Origin of the sequence: Pontibacter chitinilyticus, assembly GCF_039748935.1 — a bacterium.
Taxonomy (GTDB): domain Bacteria; phylum Bacteroidota; class Bacteroidia; order Cytophagales; family Hymenobacteraceae; genus Pontibacter; species Pontibacter chitinilyticus.
Window position 1 is genome coordinate 134,233 of sequence record NZ_JBDIZJ010000001.1, and the last position, 16,649, is coordinate 150,881.

15 protein-coding genes are annotated in these 16,649 nt (G+C 50.1%); 9 read left to right on the forward strand and 6 right to left on the reverse strand.

Annotation, left to right across the window (positions count from 1 at the left end):
- Positions 1 to 7: 7 nt before the first annotated feature.
- On the forward strand, positions 8 to 1,348 hold the full coding sequence (gene ftsA, locus ABDW72_RS00560; RefSeq protein WP_347156483.1) for a cell division protein FtsA: 1,341 nt from the start codon (positions 8 to 10) through the stop codon (positions 1,346 to 1,348).
- 25 nt (positions 1,349 to 1,373) lie between these two features.
- On the forward strand, positions 1,374 to 2,909 hold the full coding sequence (ftsZ, locus tag ABDW72_RS00565; RefSeq protein WP_347156484.1) for a cell division protein FtsZ: 1,536 nt from the start codon (positions 1,374 to 1,376) through the stop codon (positions 2,907 to 2,909).
- 267 nt (positions 2,910 to 3,176) lie between these two features.
- Here ftsZ and ABDW72_RS00570 read toward each other — a convergent pair whose 3' ends face one another.
- The 4 genes from ABDW72_RS00570 to ABDW72_RS00585 all read right to left on the reverse strand — a co-directional run bounded on the left by ABDW72_RS00570 (position 3,177) and on the right by ABDW72_RS00585 (position 7,387).
- Positions 3,177 to 3,701 carry an NADPH-dependent FMN reductase gene (locus ABDW72_RS00570; protein WP_347156485.1) on the reverse strand — a complete coding sequence of 175 codons (525 nt, stop codon included), beginning with the start codon at positions 3,699 to 3,701 and terminating at the stop codon, positions 3,177 to 3,179.
- Positions 3,702 to 3,855: 154 nt separating this feature from the next.
- Complete coding sequence (locus ABDW72_RS00575) at positions 3,856 to 4,611, reverse strand: succinate dehydrogenase/fumarate reductase iron-sulfur subunit (protein WP_347156486.1); 756 nt, start codon at positions 4,609 to 4,611, stop codon at positions 3,856 to 3,858.
- 138 nt (positions 4,612 to 4,749) lie between these two features.
- Positions 4,750 to 6,684 (reverse strand): fumarate reductase/succinate dehydrogenase flavoprotein subunit, encoded by a 1,935-nt coding sequence (locus tag ABDW72_RS00580; protein ID WP_347156487.1) that lies wholly within the window; start codon positions 6,682 to 6,684, stop codon positions 4,750 to 4,752.
- A 22-nt stretch (positions 6,685 to 6,706) separates the two neighbouring features.
- Positions 6,707 to 7,387 (reverse strand): succinate dehydrogenase cytochrome b subunit, encoded by a 681-nt coding sequence (locus ABDW72_RS00585; RefSeq protein ID WP_347156488.1) that lies wholly within the window; start codon positions 7,385 to 7,387, stop codon positions 6,707 to 6,709.
- A 254-nt stretch (positions 7,388 to 7,641) separates the two neighbouring features.
- On the opposite strand from ABDW72_RS00585, the gene ABDW72_RS00590 reads away from it, so the two are divergent.
- The 6 genes from ABDW72_RS00590 (at position 7,642) to ABDW72_RS20345 (ending at position 13,597) form a co-directional block, all read left to right on the forward strand.
- Complete coding sequence (locus tag ABDW72_RS00590; protein WP_347156489.1) at positions 7,642 to 10,398, forward strand: T9SS type B sorting domain-containing protein; 2,757 nt, start codon at positions 7,642 to 7,644, stop codon at positions 10,396 to 10,398.
- On the forward strand, positions 10,398 to 10,829 hold the full coding sequence (locus ABDW72_RS00595; RefSeq protein ID WP_347156490.1) for a thiol-disulfide oxidoreductase DCC family protein: 432 nt from the start codon (positions 10,398 to 10,400) through the stop codon (positions 10,827 to 10,829). The genes ABDW72_RS00590 and ABDW72_RS00595 overlap by 1 nt, the downstream gene beginning before the upstream one ends.
- A 150-nt stretch (positions 10,830 to 10,979) precedes the next feature.
- Entirely contained in the window at positions 10,980 to 11,861 is an 882-nt protein-coding gene (gene fabD / locus ABDW72_RS00600) for an ACP S-malonyltransferase (protein ID WP_347156491.1), read from the forward strand.
- Positions 11,862 to 12,004: 143 nt separating this feature from the next.
- Positions 12,005 to 12,811 carry a CPBP family intramembrane glutamic endopeptidase gene (locus ABDW72_RS00605; protein ID WP_347156492.1) on the forward strand — a complete coding sequence of 269 codons (807 nt, stop codon included), beginning with the start codon at positions 12,005 to 12,007 and terminating at the stop codon, positions 12,809 to 12,811.
- A gap of 191 nt (positions 12,812 to 13,002) precedes the next feature.
- Positions 13,003 to 13,284 carry a DUF4184 family protein gene (locus ABDW72_RS00610; RefSeq protein ID WP_347156493.1) on the forward strand — a complete coding sequence of 94 codons (282 nt, stop codon included), beginning with the start codon at positions 13,003 to 13,005 and terminating at the stop codon, positions 13,282 to 13,284.
- Positions 13,253 to 13,597: a DUF4184 family protein gene (locus ABDW72_RS20345; protein ID WP_430438135.1), complete on the forward strand. Its 345-nt coding sequence runs from the start codon at positions 13,253 to 13,255 to the stop codon at positions 13,595 to 13,597. Before ABDW72_RS00610 ends, ABDW72_RS20345 begins: the two co-directional genes overlap by 32 nt.
- A 246-nt stretch (positions 13,598 to 13,843) precedes the next feature.
- On the opposite strand, the gene folK is transcribed toward ABDW72_RS20345, so the two are convergent.
- Both folK and ABDW72_RS00620 read right to left on the reverse strand, forming a co-directional pair.
- Positions 13,844 to 14,329 (reverse strand): 2-amino-4-hydroxy-6-hydroxymethyldihydropteridine diphosphokinase, encoded by a 486-nt coding sequence (folK, locus tag ABDW72_RS00615; RefSeq protein WP_347156494.1) that lies wholly within the window; start codon positions 14,327 to 14,329, stop codon positions 13,844 to 13,846.
- Complete coding sequence (locus ABDW72_RS00620; RefSeq protein ID WP_347156495.1) at positions 14,322 to 15,167, reverse strand: alpha/beta hydrolase family protein; 846 nt, start codon at positions 15,165 to 15,167, stop codon at positions 14,322 to 14,324. Before ABDW72_RS00620 ends, folK begins: the two co-directional genes overlap by 8 nt.
- Positions 15,168 to 15,507: 340 nt before the next feature.
- Between ABDW72_RS00620 and ABDW72_RS00625 the strand changes: the two genes are divergently transcribed.
- Positions 15,508 to 16,488, forward strand: coding sequence for a polyprenyl synthetase family protein (locus ABDW72_RS00625; RefSeq protein ID WP_347156496.1), 981 nt, complete (start codon positions 15,508 to 15,510; stop codon positions 16,486 to 16,488).
- Positions 16,489 to 16,649 lie beyond the last annotated feature (161 nt).

Here is a 16,649-nt window from a genome sequence, read left to right on the forward strand (position 1 = left end):
ACAACATATGCAGAACGACAAAATAGTAGTAGGCTTGGACATTGGCACAACCAAAGTTTGCGCGCTTGTTGGTCGGAAGAATGAATTCGGGAAGCTGGAGATATTGGGTATGGGTAAAGCCGTATCTGAAGGTGTGGTGCGCGGAATCGTGAGCAACATTGATAAGACAGTAGACGCTATCAAGAAAGCTATCCGCCAGGCAGAGGAACAATCGGGGATCAATATTGGCGTAGTGAACGTGGGCATTGCCGGGCAGCACATTAAGAGCCTGCAGCACAACGGCAGCATTACGCGGCAGGTAACTGACCACGAGATCACGGTGGACGATGTGAACCGCCTGACCAACGACATGTACCGACTTGTAACACCTCCGGGCAGCGAGATCATCCACGTCATGCCACAGGAGTATAAGGTAGACTATGAGGAAGGGATTATAGATCCGGTAGGCATGTCGGGCGTGCGGCTGGAGGGCAACTTCCACATCATCACAGCCCAGTCAAATGCCATCAACAACATCAACAAGTGCGTAACCCGCGCTGGTCTTGAGATTGACAACCTGATTTTGGAGCCGCTAGCCTCGTGCATGTCGGTGCTGAGCGATGAGGAGAAAGAAGCAGGTGTGGCGCTGGTAGACATTGGCGGCGGCACCACCGACTTAGCCATCTTTAAGGACAATATAATTCGCCATACGGCAGTTCTTCCTTTTGGGGGCAGTATCATCACCTCTGATATCAAGCAGGGCTGTATGGTGATGCAGAACCAGGCAGAGCAGCTGAAGGTGAAGTTTGGCAAAGCGATCGCGGATGAGGCTTCAGAGAACGAGATCGTTTCGATCCCGGGCCTGCGCGACCGTACGCCAAAAGAAATATCGCTGAAGAACTTGGCTTACATCATCGAGGCGCGGATGGAAGAAATCGTCGAGCTAGTCTATGCCGAAATCGTTCGTTCGGGGTTTGCAAACAGCCTGGCAGCCGGTATTGTGATTACGGGTGGCGGTGCGCAGATGCAGAACCTGGTGCAGTTAGTGGAGTACATCACCGGCATGGATACGCGTATTGGCTATCCAAATGAGCACTTGGGCAAGTCGAAGATCGAGGCGGTGAAAAGCCCGATGTATGCGACTAGCGTAGGCCTGGTACTTGCCGGCTATCAGCCAATCGACCAGCGGGTAGAGCACTTTGCTGATGCCTCTTCGGAAGAGTATAACAAGCCTGCCGCGCCGCAGCAGCAAAAGAGCAATAGTACGAACAGCAACAGCGGCAGCACCAGTGCAGGTGGGGTAGGCCTGTTGCAGAAGCTTAAGGGCTTCTTATCAGACGACATAGACAACAACAAACAAAGTTATTAACCCATTAAGAGCAGGAGAAATTAGTATGACTTCAATGTACACTTTTGACTTACCGTCCAGCAGTAAGTCCATCATCAAGGTGATTGGCGTCGGGGGCGGAGGAAGCAACGCGGTAAATCACATGTATAGCCAAGGCATCAAAGATGTTGAGTTTATCATTTGTAATACTGATGCCCAGGCCCTTAAGAGCAGCAGCGTTCCAAACAAGCTTGCTATCGGCCAGAACCTGACAGAAGGATTAGGTGCGGGTGCTAACCCTGAAAAAGGAAAGCATGCCGCCCTCGAGAGCAAAGAGGAAATCCGCGAGATGCTGAGCGCCGACACCAAAATGGTGTTTATCACGGCTGGTATGGGTGGTGGCACCGGTACAGGTGCTGCGCCGGTCATTGCTAAAGTTGCCAAAGAACTTGGTATCCTAACCGTGGGAATCGTAACGGCTCCATTCGCTTTCGAAGGAAAGAAGAAAAAGGTAGCGGCCGAGAACGGCGTGAAAGAACTGAGCGAGAACTGCGACACGATCCTGGTAATTTTGAACGACAAGCTGCGCGAGATGTTTGGCAACCTGACCATCCGGGAGGCTTTTGCTAAAGCGGATAACGTGCTGACTACTGCGGCCAAGTCTATTGCAGAGATCATTACGGTCACGGCTGAAGTGAACGTGGACTTTGAAGACGTGAAGACAGTGATGAAGGATTCTGGCGCTGCAGTAATGGGTTCTGCAACGACAGAGGGAGAAGGCCGCGCCCTGCGCGCCGCCGAAGAAGCGCTATCTTCACCATTGCTCAATAATACAGATATTCACGGTGCCCAGAAAATCCTGCTTTCCATTATGTCTGGCGAGCAGGCAGAACTGGAAATGGACGAACTGACTGAGATCACAGAGTATATCCAGGACAAAGCTGGCCAGGAGGCAGAAGTTATCTTCGGCCATGGCATTGATTCCTCATTAGGGCAGAGCATCCGTGTAACGGTGATCGCGACGGGGTTTGCGAATAGCACCGATGATATCATGGAGCCGAAGAAAACGGTTTTTGATCTGAACAGCCAAAAAAAAATTGAGATAGCTGAGCCGGTAAAACCAGAAGTAGCGGAGCCAGCAGCTTTCGTATCGCGCCCTACAGTAGCGCCTGTGGCTACGCCGCAGCCGCCAGTTAATCAGCCAACAGCACCTGCTCCGCAGCATAACCCGGAGCCTGTTCGCCGCCCTGTAGAGCAGCCGCAGCGTGTTGTGTTTGAACTGGATGGCAATGTGCACAATAATAATGAAGGGTATGCTGCCCGCGAAGAAGACAAAGCTACCCGTGAGGCTGCCCGTTTGGCCGAAGAGCGTGAGCTGATGCAGCGTCGTGCTGAGGAGCGCCGTGAGCGTTTGCGCATGTTGAGCTCTGAGATCACCACAGAAGCCATCAAAGAGAAACTGGATGTACCGGCTTACCTGCGCCGCAATGTGGCCCTGGACAGAGTAGCACATTCTTCAGAGCGAAACATTTCCCGCTTTAACCTGAATGATGACAACGAGATTTTAGGCGACAATCGTTTCCTGCACGATAATGTAGACTAAGCTCAGTTGCAAGTATAAAACAGAAAAGCCTGCTTTAATTGAGCAGGCTTTTCTGTTTTATACTTGCCAAAGGCTGATTGAAGTATGGCAAGTTGCTGCCATACTATATTATTGTTGAAGTATAGCTAAGTTAAAGCGGTAGGCTTTGATGCCACTTGTGCGCTGATATTGCAGTTTATTTGTGCCTTTGATCAGATAGTGCATTACAATAAGAATGGCGTGCAGCAGCTATATTATAGCCCGTCATGACTTCAGACAACCCTGAAATCAGAAATCGATAAGTTGCGTTATCTGCTGTTCGATCAACTCCTGGTACAGCTGGTTTGTAACAGCTTTACCGTCAAAGTTTTTCTTAATGTGCGCCAGCTTAATTTTCATTGGCATCACGTGCATGCCCAGGTAGTTGAGAATGTCTGTCAGATGGCTTAAGGCCAGGCCACTGCCCTGCATTCCGGACGATAAGCCAACCAGAGCCGCTTTCTTGTCTTTAAAAGTATAAGGATAGTCGAGGCCATCAATAAAAGCTTTTAAAACCCCCGGAAAAGAGCTGTTATACTCCGGCACTATAAATATAAACTTATCGGAAGTGGCGACCATGTTGCTGAGTTGGTTAAATGCCTCGTTCTTGCCGGTATTTTCGTAGAGGGCAGAAGTGGTAAAGTCAGCAGGTAAATCTGCCAGGTCCAGAATCTGCGCTTGCTGGCCTTTTGCGGCAATCTCCTGAACGTAGAGGTCTGCCACTGCCCTGGAGTTGGAGGAAGGTCTGTTGGTGCCTGATATAATGGTGATCATGTGTTTCAGCTAAGTTTATCGTATCAACACGAGATGCCGGCTGTTGTTTAGCACCCTCTGTTGTTTATACTTTGAAAGTACGTATAGCCTGGGGATAAAACAAAAAGGCGGAGCAGTGATCGACTGCTCCGCCTTTAAGATAGCTGCTGATGTGCTATACGAGGTTCTCAGAAGTTGCCTTGGCAGAGATGAATTCTCTACGCAGCATAGCAATGTTCTCCAGCGAAATACCTACCGGGCATTCTGCCGCGCAGGAACCAATGTTTGTGCAGGAGCCAAAGCCTTCTATATCCATTTGCGCAACCATGTTCTCTACGCGTGTTTTACGCTCTGTTTTACCTTGCGGCAGGAGCGCTAACTGCGATACTTTGGCTGATACAAACAGCATAGCAGATGCATTCTTGCAAGCGGCCACGCAGGCACCACACTGAATACAGGTAGCAGCATCAAACGCCTTGTCTGCAACTGATTTCGGGATCGGGATCTCGTTGGCATCCGGCACACCACCTGTATTGATGGAGATGTATCCACCGGCTTGCTGAATACGGTCAAAAGCGGAGCGGTCTACTACCAGGTCTTTGTGAACTGGGAAAGCAGCGGCACGCCATGGCTCCACTGTGATTGTATCGCCATCGTTAAAGTGGCGCATGTGCAACTGGCAGGTGGTGGTGCCTCGCTCCGGGCCATGTGCGCGGCCGTTGATGAACAGGCTGCACATGCCGCAGATACCTTCGCGGCAGTCGTGGTCAAAAGCGATCGGCTCTTCGCCTTTCAGCAGCAGGTCTTCGTTCAGGACATCCAGCATTTCCAGGAAAGACATATCCGGAGAGATGCCTTTCAGAGGATAAGTGACCATCTGGCCTGCTGTATTTCTATCTTTTTGGCGCCAAACCTTTAGTGTCAGATCCATTGGTTTAGCATTTGGATTACTTCCAGCCATCTTATTTACAATTATGAATTACAACTTATGCATTATGAAGTAGCAGGAGCAGGGGAGATTGCTTGTCCCGGTGCTGGTTACTGCTTCATAACCTTAACCTTTGCGTGCTTATTTGTAGCTACGCTGTGTCAGCTTCACATTTTCGAAGTCGAGCTGTTCTTTGTGTAGAATAGGTTCGTTGCCTACGCCTGCAAATTCCCAGGCAGCTACATACGCAAAGTTCTCGTCGTCACGCAGCGCTTCATTTTCCGGTGTCTGGTATTCCTCGCGGAAGTGACCACCACAGGATTCGTTACGCTGCAGCGCATCTTCAATCATCAGCTCGCCCAGTTCCAGGAAGTCGGCTACGCGATTGGCTTTTTCCAGTGTCTGGTTTAGCTCTTCGTTCACGCCTGTTACCTTCACATCGCGCCAGAATGCTTCGCGCAGCTTACGGATTTCCTCACGGGCAATCTGAAGACCTTCGGCGTTACGGGCCATACCACAGTAGTTCCACATAATGTGGCCCAGCTCCTTATGGAAGAAGTCAACGGTACGGGTACCTTTGATAGAAAGCAGTTGCTGGTTTTTAGCGATCACGGCCTGCTCTGCCTCTTTGAAAGCCGGATGATCTGTCGGAACCTTGGTATACGGCATGCGCGCCAGGTAATCACCGATCGTATACGGCAGTACAAAGTAGCCGTCTGCCAAACCCTGCATCAGGGCAGATGCGCCCAGGCGGTTAGCACCGTGGTCAGAGAAGTTACACTCGCCGGCAGCATACAAGCCCGGTACATTGGTCATCAGGTTGTAATCCACCCACAGGCCGCCCATGGTATAGTGTACGGCAGGATAAATGCGCATTGGGCGTTCGTAGGGGTTCTCATCGGTGATCTTCTCATACATCTCGAAGAGGTTACCATACTTGGCGCTGATGGTTGCCAGGCCGTCGCGGTTAATGGCATCGGCAAAGTCCAGGTATACGGCCAGGCCGGAGGCTCCCACGCCACGACCTTCGTCGCATACTTGCTTAGCATTTCGGGAGGCTACGTCGCGCGGCACCAGGTTACCAAAGGCAGGATATTTGCGCTCCAGGTAGTAGTCGCGGTCGGCTTCGGCAATGTCGGCTACTTTTATTTCGCCCCGGCGCAGCTTTTCGGCTGTTTCCACCGTTTTCGGCACCCACACACGGCCATCGTTACGCAGCGACTCTGACATTAGCGTCAGTTTCGACTGGTACTCGCCGGATACCGGGATGCAGGTCGGGTGAATTTGTGTATAGCAAGGGTTTGCAAAGTATGCACCTTTCTTGTGTGCCCGCCAAGCGGCTGTGGCGTTAGAGCCCATCGCATTGGTAGAAAGATAGAACACGTTGCCATAGCCACCGGTAGCCAGCACCACAGCATGAGCACTGTGCGACTCGATGGCACCTGTGATCAGGTTACGCACCACAATGCCGCGTGCCTGCCCGTCTACAATCACCAGGTCCAGCATTTCAGTTCGAGGGAACATCTTTACTTTCCCGTAGGCGATCTGGCGGTTCAGGGCGGAGTAAGCACCTAAAAGCAGCTGCTGTCCGGTTTGGCCGCGGGCGTAGAACGTACGCGATACCTGGGCGCCACCGAAAGAGCGGTTGGCCAGCAAGCCACCGTACTCACGTGCGAACGGCACACCCTGCGCCACGCACTGGTCGATGATGTTGACGGATACCTGTGCCAGGCGGTAGGTGTTGGCTTCACGGGAGCGGTAATCACCACCTTTGATGGTGTCGTAGAACAGACGGAAAACAGAGTCGCCGTCGTTCTGGTAGTTTTTGGCAGCATTTATACCGCCCTGTGCCGCAATGGAGTGCGCCCGGCGCGGAGAATCCTGAAAGCAGAAAGACTTTACATTGTAGCCAAGCTCTGCAAAAGTAGCCGCAGCAGAAGCGCCAGCCAGGCCGGTGCCTACTACAATAATATCGAATTTACGTTTGTTTGCCGGGTTTACCAGCTTTATATTGAATTTATGCTTGTCCCATTTTTCCGCTAAAGGGCCTTCCGGGATTTTCGAATCTAACATCATAGCAACTATCAAAAGTTATTATTTACATAAGGAAGAAGAAATACAACGGTATGGCTGCAAAGGCCAGGCACACAATAACAGAAAAGCCGTAGCCGAACATCTGTATAAAGGGTGTGTATTTCTTATGATTCAGGCCTAGAGTCTGGAAGGCACTCTGAAAGCCGTGGATAAGGTGGTAAGCCAAGGCGATCATAGAGATCACGTAAATAAGCACATACCACCATACCTGGAATGATTGTAACACTTTAAGGTACAGGTTCTCATAAGAAACATTCTCGATCACCACGCCTTCCAGGCCCCCAAACTTGGTAGGGATAAAGAAGTTCCAGAGATGGATAATAAGGAAAACTAAAATAACAGTACCCAGCAGGCCCATGTTGCGGGAAGACCAGGAACTGTTCTCCTCCGGATGGTTATTGGCATAATCAATCGGGCGGGCTGCCTGGTTGCGGCGTGTTAATACCACGGCATCGTAGATATGGAAAATGAAGCCTAAAGCCAATACAATTTCCATTACGCGGATGATGCCGTTGTGCGCCATAAAATCAGAATAAAGGTTGAATGCCTCCCCGCCATCATCCTTAAAGAGCTGCAGGTTACCGAGCAGGTGCACAACCAGGAATGAGCATAGGAAAAGGCCCGTGACAGACATCACGATCTTTCTCCCAACCGTACTGGAAAACGTTTTAGTAAACCAATTCATCTGTATTTGTTAAAGGTTAAATAATGGTGCTTTTTAAACTCTCAAAGGTACATGCCGACCTGCGATAAAACAATTTTACAGTCATATTTTGAATCAATCTAAATTGGTATGCGTAGGACAGAAAACTTTATCATACAACCCGCTTTCTGCCCATTTGTTGATAATAATTTCACAAGAAATTAGTTAAGTTTATACTTACATTTGTATACTTACATTTATTGCCTAAACCTAGTTGTATGCCAAACAGTTTACGCATGAGGTATCTGCTGCATGGCAGCCTGTTGTGGGTGTTGATCTTGTTGTTGGGTTGTTTCACAAAAGCACAGGCAACGCACATCCGGGCAGGAGATATCACAGCCCAACGCGATACTACTCCCAACCCGAACCCGCGCCGGTTCTTTTTTACCATGATCATTTACATGAACACCGAGGCCGCCGCCGACCACCCGAAGGTGAACGTGGCCATGGGGGATGGAACCGTAGTAGAAGTGAACAGACTCACAGGAGCCGATGGCATTCCGATCGGTAACAATACAGATAAAAACGTTTATAAGTGGGAGTATACGTATGGCGCCGATGGCACCTATACGGTATCGTGGAACGGCGTAAACCGGAACAATAACATCCTCAACATTGCGCCGCCCTCTGACCAGGTATCCTTTCTTATTTCCACCACCATCAACATTAATGCCCTGCGCGGGTTTAACAGTACTCCGGTTCTGACGGTGGCTCCTATTGATATAGCTGCCGTAGGGCGTGTATTTGTGCACAACCCCGGCGCCTACGACCGCGATGGCGACAGCCTTGCCTTTAAGCTGCGCGTACCACAGCAACAGGACGGTGCTACCGGCAAAATATTGGCGGTACCCGGCTATACGCTGCCCAGCCGTACCTTCGACTGCCTGACAGAAGATGGTTCTGCTCCCGCTTACCTGACGCTGGACCTGAACACAGGGCAGCTTGTATGGAATGCCCCTTGCGTAAAGGGTGAGTATAATGTGGCGTTTGTAGTGGAAGAATGGCGGGTATCCAAAAACGGAGCGGTGAAGCTCGGGGAAGTGGTGCGCGACATGCAGATCATTGTAAAGGAAACGGAGAACCGCCCGCCTAAACTCATGCCAAAAGATACCTGTATTGTGGCAGGCACTACCCTGAATGGTACCGTACGGGCCACAGACCCGGATGGCGACCTGATTGACCTGACCGTAGCGGGTAGCGGCATTGTACCGCCGGCTACTTTTGATGTAACAAGGCGGGTGAAAGGCGAATCGGTTGGTAAGCTGACCTGGGCTACAACCTGCGAGGATGTACGGGAACGCCCTTATCAGGTGGTGTTCAGAGCCCAGGACGTTCGGCAGAATACTGACACGCATCTGGCCGACCTGCAAGCCTGGAACATACGGGTGGTGGGGCCGCCACCGCAGAACTTAATGGCTACCGGGGCCGACCGAACGGTAACGCTAACCTGGGACCCTTATACTTGTCAGAATGCCTCTGTTATTCGTATTTATCGGCGTGAGGGTCCATCAGGCTTTGTACCTGACGTGTGCCAGACCGGTATACCCGCCAGCACTGGCTATGTCCTGATAGCGGAGGTAACACCGGATAAAACAACCTATGTGGATGATAACAAAGGAGCTGGGCTGACGGCAGGCGTAGATTACTGCTACATGATCTATGCGCAGTTCCCATTGCCTGAAGGCGGGGCGAGCCTTGCCTCGAATGAGGCATGTATGGAAGTAGAGCGTGATATCCCTTACCTGACTAATGTGACCGTTCTCAGAACAGACGCTACCGCCGGGCAGATCCGGGTAAGATGGACACAGCCGGAAAATGTAGAGAAGCTTACACTTCCGCTGGAATACCGCCTGTACCGCAAAGTAGGGCTGGAACCGGGCACAGGCTACCAGCAGGTGTTCACGAGCCGCAACATGAAGGACACTACGTTTGTGGATGTCAACCTGAATACCGAAGCCAATGCATACCGCTACCGCCTGGAGTTCTATCAGACACCAACTGCCGGCGGCCAACCGACTGCCCTGCGCGATAGTACAGAAGCATCGAGCGTGCGCCTGAACGTGGCGACAGCTCCAAACAACGAACAGGCGATTGTGCTGAATTGGACCTATGATGTGCCCTGGAAGAATGAAGTGTTCAAGCACCGCATCTACCGGCAGGTGGATGGCGCGTTTGTTCTGATAGACAGTGTTGCTGCTACCGCTGCCAGTGGCACCTATACCGATCGGGGTACCTTCGGCAATACTCCTCTCAAGCGGGGAGAGAACTACTGTTACTATGTGCAGACAGTAGGCACTTACCAGATTACGGGACTACCGGAGCCGCTGCTGAACAACAGCCAGCAAGTATGTACGGCGCTGCCAAAGATTGTATGTGCGCCGGAACTGACGATAGACCAGCTTGATTGCGATGCCTTCGCCCGTAACCCGACCTCGCCGCCTTACCAGAACGTACTGACATGGGTGCCGCAGATTACCGGCGATTGCACTGATCAGATCGATTTTTATACGGTATACTTTAAAGGGCCGGATGATACCGATTACACCAAGCTGGCTACAACGAAGGAAACCACGTACACCCATACCAATCTGCAGTCTTATGCGGGCTGCTATGTGGTAACGGCCACAGACACTGCGGGTACAGAGAGCCCGCGCAGCAACGAGGAGTGCAAAGACAACTGCTTCTTCTTCCTGCTGCCCAACATCATCACGCCAAACGGAGATGGCCTTAATGATGTATTCCGTCCTGATAAGCGTTCTGGCTTCATCAAGAGCATGAACTTTAAAGTGTTCAACCGCTGGGGCGTGCAGGTATACAGTAGCGGCACTGTAACGGATGGAGAAGGCCTGTACATCAATTGGCCGGGCATCGATGAAGACGGCAACCGCCTTAGTGACGGAACCTATTATTATGAAGCGAACGTAAAATTCTTTACCCTCGACCCCACAAAAGCACACAACACGTATAAGGGGTGGGTACAGATCGTACGTTAATGAAGATAGAAAATTCAATATCAGAAAAGTTGCCAGACAGGGCCATCGTGTTTTACGATGGCACCTGTGGCTTTTGCCAGGCCAGCATCCAGGTAGTGCTCAAGTATAACAAGCGCCAGAATTTACATTTTGCCGCGCTCCAATCAGGTGTGCTCGAAGAGCTGGTGCCCGCCGCACAGCGTCCTGATCCGCTTCCGGATTCCATGCTTTTTTATGAGGACGGGAAGCTATATACCGAGTCGGAGGCAGCCTTACGCATTGCACGGCACCTTAACTTTCCATTGTCGGTCCTTTACTATTTCCGCATTATTCCTTTATCTTTCCGCAACTTTGTGTACCGCTTTATAGCGAAACACCGCTATTTAATAGCCGGGCGCACAGAAGCTTGTATGCTGCCAAGCCCTGAAGAGCGGGCTAGATTTGTAGCGTAAGCAGACAAAAGCTTCTTTAAATCAAGCACCAGGTATAGTATAATTATAGCTTTAGAGCGGGCTATATTATGCTTGCTAGTCAGGTATTTAAATTGGCTGATTTGCTACTAAAGAGAAGATAACCGAATTATACTAAACCAATAACGACGAATGAAGAAGGCATACGTTTTTCCGGGACAGGGTTCTCAGTTTGTAGGCATGGGGAAAGACCTGTACGAGCAGCACGAAGAAGCAAAGCAGCTGTTCGATAAGGCAAACGAAATCCTGGGATTCAACATTACCGAGATTATGTTCAGCGGCACCGACGAGGAGCTGAAGCAAACGAAAGTAACTCAACCGGCTATTTTCCTGCACTCGGTAGCACAGGCTGCTGTTGCCAAGGATTTTGCTCCCGATATGGTGGCCGGTCACTCGCTGGGCGAGTTCTCAGCGCTGGTAGCCAGTAAGGTGCTAAGCTTTGAAGACGGACTGCGGCTTGTGTCGAAACGTGCGTTGGCGATGCAGACTGCCTGTGAGGCAAACCCCTCTACGATGGCTGCCATACTTGGCCTGGACGATGCGAAAGTAGAAGAAGTATGTGCCTCCATTGAGGACGAGGTGGTGGTAGCCGCTAACTATAACTGCCCCGGCCAGCTGGTGATCTCCGGCTCTAACAAAGGCATTGAGATCGCCTGCGAAAAGATGAAGGAAGCCGGTGCCAAGCGGGCCTTGCCCTTGCCGGTAGGGGGTGCTTTCCACTCGCCGCTGATGAAGCCTGCCGAAGAAGAACTGGCGAAAGCCATTGAAGAAACAACCTTCAGCCAAGGCATTTGCCCGATCTACCAGAACGTAGATGCACAGCCACATACCGATCCGACGGAAATAAAGCAGAACCTGATCAAGCAGTTGACCGCACCGGTACGCTGGACACAATCCGTGCAGCAGATGCTAGCCGATGGCGCTACGCTTTTTGTGGAGTGTGGCCCGGGTAAAGTGCTCCAGGGATTGGTGAAAAAGATAGACCGGAATGCCGAAGTAAGCTCTGTTGAATAAGCAGCAGACAAATTCAAGTATAAAATCCTTTCCGGCATAAAGCTGGAAAGGATTTTTAATTTTTAGCAGGCTTGCCGCAAGTATAAGCTGTTGCTACAAACAGTAGTTTGCTATATTTGCCATACATTCCTTCCGCTACAACTATGAAAAGTAAAGCCTCACTTCTGCTATGGGGCAGCGGGTTCGTGGTGCTGAACCTGTACGCCAACCTCATTCCGAAACTGTTTCAGCTTGATGTACTGCCTTGGCTGGCGTATGCCTTCGGCTTCTTCATGGTCGCTTTTCTGCTGGGGCGGTACGTGCTGCGGCTGCAGGGTCTGGCGTCATTTGGGTTGCAGCGGCATATCGGCTGGGGTAGCAACCTGGCGATCGGGTTTATACTTGGCTTCAGTATCTGGGCACTTAAGAATGTGGCATATTATGCTATGGGCAAATTTGAGGTAACAGGTATGATGGACACCTCTTATATCGGTGTCCTGCTGGGGCAGGCGCTAATGGGCATGTTTCTGGCCTCCGCCATCAACGACCTGATGATCCGCGGCTATTGGTTTGCTTTTTGTAAGCGGGAAAATTTTATGAAGTGGTATCTGCTCATCGCCACTGTTCTCTACGCTCTCGATGATTCCTGGAACGAGGGCTTTGATTTGATGAACCTGGTCTTCTCGGCTATACTTGGCCTTTCGCTCGCGTATACGGTGCTCAAAACCGGTTCTATCTGGATGACCATTGGCATTCATTGGGGAGGCAACGTGCTGTACCGGATGATGTCCGGCTTCAACGGCCAAGGGATCTGGAAAGTAGAAAGCGTAGCGGAAGGGGTGCAGTATGAGTACGTGAGCCTGCTAGTTACTGCGCTTCTATTTCCTGTGGTATACTTTATGTTGCGTGATAGTAAACAGGCCTCGGAGGAAGCGGGATGGCAGGAAGAAAGCACTCCACAACCTGAGTAATTCACTTCATGCTGTAGCAGCTGGAGGCCGGGCTGAGGGGATGATTTGGTAAAGCGCTTATGATACAAATGTTTAAGTGCTAGCTTAAAGTACTGTACTTCCGCTTGTATAAGCTTGTGGTGGGCTACGCTCGTTTAGCTACTTTTTCTTACTTTTACCAATGCCTCTTACGTTTGCACACCCCGCCTTAGTTGTACCTGTCTACTATCTTCGGAAGAGCTATTTTTTCTGTCACCGGCCTGGTTATCGGAAGCATTGTGCCTGATTTCGAATATTTTATTCGAATGAAGAAAGAGCCAAGTATGTTCAGCCATACCTTTCTGGCTTTATTCTGGTTTAATCTGTCGCTTGCACTTTGCCTGGCTTTCCTTTTTCATGGCATTGTAAAAAAGCCGTTCATCCAAAACCTGCCACAATGGCTGTTCAGGCGGTTCTCAAAGTATGCCGGCTGGCAATGGTATTCATATTTTTAAACGAAACTACTTCAAAGTAGTGCTATCGGTGCTTATAGGGGCAGCCTCGCATCAGTTATGGAATTGGTTTACGCACTATAGCGTACATTTCACGAATGGCAACCGCAGGTTAAGTTATCTATTTTTTGGCTGGGAAATAAAGACTTATACTATACTTCACATGCTGAACTCGATAATTGGCTTGCTTATCCTGCTGGTACTTGTTTTGAAATTACCTGCTGATCGTCATGCCAGGAGAGTTCATCACAATAAATGGTACTGGGTTGAAGTCATCTTTGTAAGCAGTGCCATCATTTTTATAAGAGCGGCTTAAACCCCTTTTTCAGCAATAGATGATCTGGTAACTGTTATGATCTCTGCGGCTAAAGTAGGAATTGTAACGGCCTCTACTATTTACCTGCTCCGTAACAAGGCAGCTTTTAAGTAACAAAAGGTTTTTATGTGGTTAGCTAGAGAGCTCTATACTGCATTGTTGCACAGGCAGTAGATCAGGATGTTACTTGTGGCGCAATATTTAAAAACGATGTTATGCTAGTATTTATTAAAACTGAATTAAAATTTACCCCTTAAATTTCTGCACCTCCAACGTATCCGCACAATCCTCTAGCAATTGCTTTATACTTCGCTTTAGCACCGGGTGATCCAGATTAGGGGCAATCTCTGCTAAAGGCATCAAGGTGAAGCGGCGCAGGTGCAGCTGCGGGTGTGGGATGGTGAGGCGCTGGGTCTGTAGCACCAAGTCGTCATAAAACAATATATCAATATCGATGACGCGGGCGCCCCAATGCTCTTGCCGTATACGGCCCAGTTCCTGCTCGATAACATTTATACGTTGCAGCACCTGTTCCGGGCTTAGCCCTGTTTCCACCTCCAGCACCTGGTTCAGGAAAGCAGGCTGGTCGGTTTTGCCCCAGGCAGCTGTTTCGTACAGCTTTGAAGTTTGTGTGATGGGGCCCACCCGGTCAGTTATACTTGTACGGGCCTGCTGTAAGTATAAAGTACGGTCGCCGAGGTTGCCGCCCAGCAGCAAGTATAGCTTAGGCATGTTTTCGAAAGAAACTTATACTTAAGTCGGCAGCAGTACGGGCAGCTTCCGGTAGTTCTTGTCCATCGTAAGGATGCTTGCCACCAAAGGAGTGATTCGCTTTGGGTAGCAGGTGCAGTTCGGCGTCTGGTTTGCGGCGCTTCAGGTCGTAGGCCATTTGGGTGGGCAGCGTTTCATCCTGTTCGCCATGCAACAGAAGCAGCGGCTGCCGCATATGTTGAATAACTTGTGGAATATCTAGCCGGTCACGATTTCGCTGGAAATCCTCCACCATCTGATAATACAGCGGCATCTTTTGCCCGGTACGGCCGTTGAGCACCCACTGTACACCATTCTGCTGCCACTGTGTCATTGCCTCCTGCGACCAGCGCTGATCGTAATCACTTACGGCAGCCCAGGTAGCCACGGCTGTTATACGCAGGTCTTCGGCGGCTTTCAGGATCACGGCACCGCCACCCCGGCTGTGGCCGATCAGGTAAATGCGGTTAAGGTCGAGTTCTTTTTGCTGTATTGGCGCCTGTGTGTCGTGCAGCAGATCGATCAGTGCACCCAGATCATCCAGTTCCAGGCTGAAGTTATTCTGCCCAAAAGCTTCCAAGTCATGTACATCCGAGGAGTCTTCTACTGTCGTGCCGTTATAAGAAAAGTTGAATTTCAGGAATACAAAGCCCTGCTCGGCAAAGTAGCGTGCCAGCAGGTTGAAATGCCCCCAGTCTTTAAATCCCTTAAAACCATGCGTGAAGATCACCACTGGTTTCGGCTGCCCGTCCTGGGCAAAGGTAATGTCGGCGGTAAAAGGGTGGCCGTGCTCCGGGTATACAACAAAGTCTACTTTCATCTGTTTGCTTGTTGAATGGCTGAATTGTTAAATGGTTAAACTGTTTGATTGGTGCTTGTTAAATGCTTAATTATTGACGGATAAATGGCTAATCTTCTTTACGAAAGTAGGTTTTAGAACCTGTGCCTTTTATAAGGTGGGGCTTTTGCGTTTACATGGGCTAAACCCTTAAACTTACTGGGGTAAATGCTATCCCTATAATTGAGCGGTAAATCGACCTCCGGTAATTTAATCATTCAGCAATTTACCAATCAACCTCCAACCACCAACAATTATACTTCGTTTTGCCCCAACACGTTTGGAATCCACTTTTGCAGGCAGTAATATTGTACACCAACACATGAGCATTAGCCTAAAGGAAATACAAGCGCCCATTGCGCAGGAAATGGAGCTGTTTGAGAAGAAGTTCAGGGCCTCGATGAAGTCGAAGGTGCTGCTGCTGGACCGGATCATGAGCTACATTGTAAAACGCAAAGGCAAGCAAATGCGGCCTATGTTCGTGTTCTTTATGGCCAAGCTTTTCCGTGGCGACGGCATTGGCGACGCCACGTACCGTGGCGCAGCCCTCATTGAACTGCTGCACACGGCCACGCTCGTGCACGACGACGTGGTAGATGATGCCAATTACCGCAGGGGTTTCTTTTCTGTAAATGCGCTCTGGAAAAACAAGATTGCCGTACTCGTAGGCGATTATTTATTATCCAAAGGCCTGCTGCTATCATTGCACAATGATGATTTTGAGCTGCTTAAGATTGTGTCGAATGCGGTGCGCGAGATGAGTGAGGGCGAGCTGTTGCAAATGGAAAAAGCCCGCCGCCTTGATATTACAGAAGAAGTATACTTCGACATCATCCGCCAGAAAACGGCTTCACTTATTGCTTCCTGCTGTGCGGTTGGAGCTGCCTCAGCCGGTGCTGCCAAAGATGAGGTAGAAAAGGCCCGCTTGTTTGGCGAAAAAGTAGGCATCGCTTTTCAGATCAAAGACGACCTTTTTGACTATGGTACCGCCGAAATTGGCAAACCTGTAGGCATCGATATCAAGGAAAAGAAGATGACGCTACCGCTGATTAATGCCTTGAGTTCCGCCGACTGGCTGACCAAGCGCCGCATGATTTACAACGTCAAAAACAACAATGGCGATAACAAGCGGGTGCAGCAGGTGATCGACTTTGTGAAACAATCAGGCGGCATCCAGTATACTATCCAGGTTATGAACCACTACCACGCAGAAGCACTGGCTATTCTCAACACATTTCCGCCCTCTCCGTCACGCACATCGCTGGAGCAGCTCATTTCCTATACTATAGAGCGGGAAAAGTAACATTTCGTTTTTCGTTGCGCGTTTACCGTTTTAGGAGATAAGCTGTGCAGGAGTATAAAAGCGGTTGAGACCTGCACGGCTCCTGCTAGATTTGTCTTACAAACAACAAAGGCCGCTACTCTTAAAGTAGCGGCCTTTGCCTTTGTGCCGATCAACGGAAA